The organism is Streptomyces sp. NPDC059456 (assembly GCF_042750055.1).
In the GTDB taxonomy this organism is placed as follows: Bacteria; Actinomycetota; Actinomycetes; order Streptomycetales; family Streptomycetaceae; genus Streptomyces.
The window spans coordinates 1-4,860 of the sequence record NZ_JBHYVA010000642.1 but is presented as its reverse complement, the minus strand read 5'-3'; the positions used below and the strand labels follow the sequence as shown (position 1 = coordinate 4,860).

The window sequence follows — 4,860 nt, the reverse complement described above, 5'->3', positions numbered from 1 at the left end:
GGGGGGGGGGGGGGGGGGGGGGGGGCGCCCCCGGGCGGCGGCGGCCGCCGGGCGCCCGCCCCCGGGCGCCCCCCCCGCCGCCCACCGCCGCCGCGAGTCCCGGGACCTCGGCCCGTTCCAGGCCCGACACGGTGATCCGCACGCCCGGCCCCGACTCCACCCGGAACCATCCGCCCGGGGCCACCGCCCAGCCCGCGGACTGGAGCCTCGTCACCGCGCCCGTCTCGTCGGCCACCGGCACCCATACGTTCATCCCGCTGCGGCCGTGCGCCGCCACCCCCCGCTCCCGCAGTGCCGCGACCAGGCCGTCCCGCCGTTCTCCGTAGGAGCGCGCGACCGCCGCACGGTCCACCGCGCCGGAGCTCCACAGCTCGACCGCCGCGTACTGGAGCAGCCGGCTCACCCATCCCGGGCCCAGCCGCTGCCGCCCGCGCACCCGGTCCAGGGTCACGGGGTCGCCGGTCAGCACCGCGAGCCTCAGGTCCGGCCCGTACGCCTTGGCGGTGGACCGCACCAGCGCCCAGTGCCGGGTCACCCCGCCGAGCGGGTGCAGCGGCAGGTCCACGATGCCGTGCCCGTGGTCGTCGTCGACCACCAGCACCTCCGGGTACCGCGCCAGGACGCCGCGCAGCTGCGCCGCCCGGTCGCCGCTCACGGCCGCCCCGGTCGGGTTCTGCGCCCGGGAGGTCACCAGCAGGGCCCGCGCGCCCTCCGCGAGCGCCCGTTCCACCGCCGTGACGACCGGCCCGTCGTCGTCCACCGCGACCGGCACCACCCGCAGCCCCAGCGCCGCGGCGAGGTCCAGCACGCTCCCCCACCCCGGGTCCTCGACCGCCACCGCGTCCCCCGGCCGCAGGTGGGCCACCAGGACCCGCTCGATCCCGTCGAGCGCTCCCGAAGTCACCCCCACCGGCCCGGCGGGAACTCCGTCCGCGTCGAGGTCGGCCCGGGCCAGCCGCTCCAGCTCCGGCACCACCGGGTCGTCCCCGTAGAGCGTCGGCGCCTGTGCGTACCGCCGCGCGGCCTGCGCCAGGGCCCCGTCCAGCGCGGGCAGCAGCCGGACGTCCGGGTTCCCCGACGCGGCGTCACGCGTCCCGGGCGGCACCGCCATCCGCAGTTCGTCGCGCGGCGCGCTCGCCGGCCGGCCGCGCACCCGGCTGCCGCGCCGCCCGTCGGTCTCGATGACCCCGCGCTCGCGCAGCGTCCGGTACGCGGCGGCCACGGTGTTCGGGTTCACCCCGAGCACGCCCGCGAGTTCGCGCATCGGGGGCAGCAGCGCTCCCGGCACGAGTGCGCCCGATCCGACGCCCGCCTCGACACTCGCCGCGATATCCGATGCGCGGCGCCCTGTGATCCGGTATTCTCCTAGCACAAAGCCCATTATGCACTAGTACAACGGAGCGCGCACCATGACCGCCACCACGGACACGCAAGAGATGCCCGGAACGAACGTGCCGGGCGGCGGCTACGAGCCCACGGACCGCACCGTCCCCAGCCGCTCCCGCGAGCGGGCGCGCTACGACCGCGAGACGGTCCACTCGATACTCGACCAGGCCTACGTCTGCCACCTCGGCTTCGTCCGCGACGGCGCCCCGGTGGTGCTGCCGACCCTCTACGGCCGGGTCGGCGAGACGCTGTACGTCCACGGCTCGACGGGTTCGCGCCCACTGCTCGCCGCCGGCCAGGCGGACCCGGGGCTGCCCGTCTGCCTGACCGTGACGCACGTGGACGGCCTGGTGCTGGCCCGGTCGGCCTTCCACCACTCGATCAACTACCGCTCGGTGATCGTGCACGGCACCGCCTACCAGGTGACCGACGAGGCCGAGCGCCGGATGGCCCTCGACGCCCTCGTCGACCACGTGGTCCCGGGCCGCTCGGCGGACTCCCGGCCCGCCAACGCCAAGGAGCTCGCCGCCACCGCGGTGATCCGGCTGGACCTGAACGAGGTGTCGGCGAAGCTCCGTACGGGCGGCCCCAACGACGAGCCCGAGGACATGGGCCTGCCCTACTGGTCCGGCGTGGTCCCGGTCGCTCCGGTGCACGGGGCCCCGGTCCCGGCCGACGACCTGGCCCCGGGGATCGCCGTCCCGGACTACCTCACCGCGCTCTGAGCCTCACGGGACTCACGGGACTCACGGGCGGGCCGGACCGCCGGCCCGCCCGCCGGCCCGTGCGCCTCGGCCACGATCAGCGCACCCACCGCGGTCAGCAGCAGTACGGTGCCCAGCACCACGGCGCCGGTCAGCCGCTCACCGAGCACCAGCACGGCGATCGCCGCGGCGCTGACGGGCTCGATCAGCATGATCACGGACACGGTGGCGGCCCGCACCGCGGCGGCGCCGGTGAAGTACAGCGCGTACGCCAGGGCCGTCGGCACGGTGGCCACGTACACCAGCAGCCAGAGCACCCGCCCGAGCTCGGCGGTGTGCGGCACCAGCCCCTCGGCCGCGGCGAGCGGCAGCAGGCACACCGTGCCCACGGCGACCGACCAGGCGGTGGTGACCAGCGGGTCGCCGCCCGCCCCGCGCCGTCCCAGCCAGCGGGCCCGCAGGGTCATCCCGGCGTATCCGGCGGCCGACAGCAGCGCCCAGCCGACGCCGAGCGGCCGCACGTCGGCGCCCCCGCCGCCCAGGACGAGTACGGCGAGCCCGGCGAGGGCACCCGCGACGGCGGCCACGCCGCCCCGGCCGAGCCGCTCGCCCATCCAGTACCGCGCGCCGAGCGCGATCAGCACGGGCCCGGCGCCGAGGGTGACCACCGTGCCGACAGCGAGGCCGGTCTCGCGCACGGCGCCGAAGTACGCGGCCTGGAAGAGCGTGAACAGGAGGCCGGTCCCGACGAGGGACACCACCGACGGCCGCGCCGCCGCCGCGCGCCGGGGCCTGCGTACGGCGAGCACCCCCAGCAGTACCACCAGCCCGCCGGCGCACCGCCAGAAGGACAGGGCGAGCGGGCCGAGGTCACTGGCCAGGAAGAGGAGGGAGGCGGCCGCCCCGGCAGTGCCCCAGGCGGCTCCGGCGACGACGAGGTACAGCAGACTGCGCCCCGAGGCGGGCGAAAGGTTCGACACGTGTGTGCTCCGCGCATGCGTGAGGGATGAAGGGGAAGGTCATCTCTTCGCGGGCAGCGCGGACCCGCCCGGGAACGGCCCGGGCCGGGTCTTCATGAAAGGGGGCTGCCCGCGGCTACGCGGCCGGCGGCGGAAGCACGGTCGAATGCATGGTCGCCACCCTAGGCCTTGGCCGTCTCGCGGTCCAGAACGGAAGGTTCCGGATCCACCGCGGCCGGCGGGGTCGGCCGCGCGGTCTGCGCGATGAGGGCTCCGCCCAGCACCAGCGCACCGCCGACGATCTGCGGGGTCGAGAGGTACTCGCCCAGCAGGATCCAGGCGAACACCGTGGCCACGACCGCCTCCAGGCAGGCCACGACACCGGCCACCTGCGGCGAGAGCTTGCGCACCGAGACCACGCCGGTGAGGTAGGCGAAGGCGGTCGCGATCAGCACCACCCAGCCGAGCAGCACCCACGCGGGCACCATCAGCTCCCCCATCGCGGCCCGCCCCGCCAGCACCTGCCAGTCGATGTTCCAGGGTCGGGCGATCACGGTCATCACCAGCGCCCCGATGAGCATGCCGTGCGCGATCACGCCGATCGGGTCCGGAACGTCGCCGCCCGCGGCCCCGTCGGTGCCGTGGTCCGCGAACACGAAGTAGAAGGCCTGGCAGCAGGCTGCGGCGAGGCCGAGCAGCACACCGAGGGGGTCCAGGCTCAGCCCGGACCAGATCTCGACCACGCAGGCCAGGCCGACGACGGCGACGGCGGCGCCGGCCGCGGCGGCCCGGGTCACCGGCTTGCGCTGTACGAAGCGGATCCAGCCGAGCAGCAGCGCGGGGCCGAGGTACTCCAGCAGCAGGGCCACGCCGACCGGGATCCGGGACAGGGAGGCGAAGTAGAAGGCCTGCACGCCCGCGACGGCCACGAGGCCGAAGCCGGCGAGCAGCAGGGGTTTGCGCAGCACGAGACCGCGGTGGCGCCAAGCCAGCGGGGAGAGCACGAGGGCTGCCCCGGCCACCCTGAGCCAGACCATGTGCAGCGGGTCCAGACCCGCCTCGATCAGCGGCTTCGCCGCCACCCCCGAACCGCCGAACGCGAACGCCGAGACGAGGGCGAGGCCCAGTCCGGCGTTTTTCCCTGTCGCTTGCATCGGGCCATCATGGCAGGGCCGGTCAGTACCGTCACAGGTGTGACACCTGTTGAGACGGATCCGAGACCCGGCGTGACCGCGCCGACCATTTCTGACAGGTCGTCAGTATTGAATGTTCCGCCCGCCGGGGCTACGTTCCGCCGCACGTACCCGACGAGAAGGGGTGGTCGCATGGCCGAAGTCACCGCGGAATCACGCATCGAGGCGTCCGCCGCGAAGGTCTGGGCCCAGCTGACGGACTGGGCGGCGTACGGCGAGTGGAGCATGACCCACACGAATTTCCCCAAGGGCGGCCCCGAGACCCTCGCGGTCGGGACGACCTTCGAGGAGAACATGAAGATGATGGGCTTCCCGGCCGAGGTGGCCTGGACCATCTCCGAGCTGGAGGACGAGCGCGTCTTCGCGATCACCGGCAAGGGCCCGATGGGCGTGGCCATCCTGACCCGGTACACGCTGATCCCGGACGGCGCCGCCACCACGGTCCGCATCGACGGGGAGTTCAACGGGGCAGCCGTCTCCCTGATGGCGGGCAAGCTCAAGGACTCGGCCACCGCCGCCCTGAACGAGTCGCTGCGCAAGCTCGCCGGGCTGGTCGCCTGACCCCCTCCCCCGGCGGGTACGCGAACACGGCGGCGCGCCCCGCGGGAGGACCCGCGG

5 protein-coding genes are annotated in these 4,860 nt (G+C 75.0%); 2 read left to right on the top strand and 3 right to left on the bottom strand.

Annotated elements, in window-relative coordinates; all coding sequences use genetic code 11:
- A partial coding sequence (locus ACFXA3_RS35405; RefSeq protein WP_385193970.1) for an aminotransferase class I/II-fold pyridoxal phosphate-dependent enzyme occupies positions 1 to 1,381 on the bottom strand: 1,381 nt, incomplete at its 3' end.
- 28 nt (positions 1,382 to 1,409) lie between these two features.
- Between ACFXA3_RS35405 and ACFXA3_RS35400 the strand changes: the two genes are divergently transcribed.
- The gene (locus tag ACFXA3_RS35400) at positions 1,410 to 2,111 is read left to right on the top strand and encodes a pyridoxamine 5'-phosphate oxidase family protein (RefSeq protein ID WP_385193968.1); all 702 of its coding nucleotides are present in this window, start codon (positions 1,410 to 1,412) and stop codon (positions 2,109 to 2,111) included.
- Here the strand turns inward: ACFXA3_RS35400 and ACFXA3_RS35395 are convergent.
- Together ACFXA3_RS35395 and ACFXA3_RS35390 are read right to left on the bottom strand one after the other, a co-directional pair.
- On the bottom strand, positions 2,093 to 3,070 hold the full coding sequence (locus ACFXA3_RS35395; RefSeq protein ID WP_385193965.1) for a DMT family transporter: 978 nt from the start codon (positions 3,068 to 3,070) through the stop codon (positions 2,093 to 2,095). The genes ACFXA3_RS35400 and ACFXA3_RS35395 overlap by 19 nt on opposite strands.
- Positions 3,071 to 3,231: 161 nt before the next feature.
- A complete protein-coding gene (locus ACFXA3_RS35390; RefSeq protein WP_385193962.1) occupies positions 3,232 to 4,203 on the bottom strand; it encodes a DMT family transporter in 972 nt (323 codons plus the stop codon).
- Positions 4,204 to 4,374: 171 nt separating this feature from the next.
- On the opposite strand from ACFXA3_RS35390, the gene ACFXA3_RS35385 reads away from it, so the two are divergent.
- Positions 4,375 to 4,803 carry an SRPBCC family protein gene (locus tag ACFXA3_RS35385; RefSeq protein WP_385193960.1) on the top strand — a complete coding sequence of 143 codons (429 nt, stop codon included), beginning with the start codon at positions 4,375 to 4,377 and terminating at the stop codon, positions 4,801 to 4,803.
- Positions 4,804 to 4,860 lie beyond the last annotated feature (57 nt).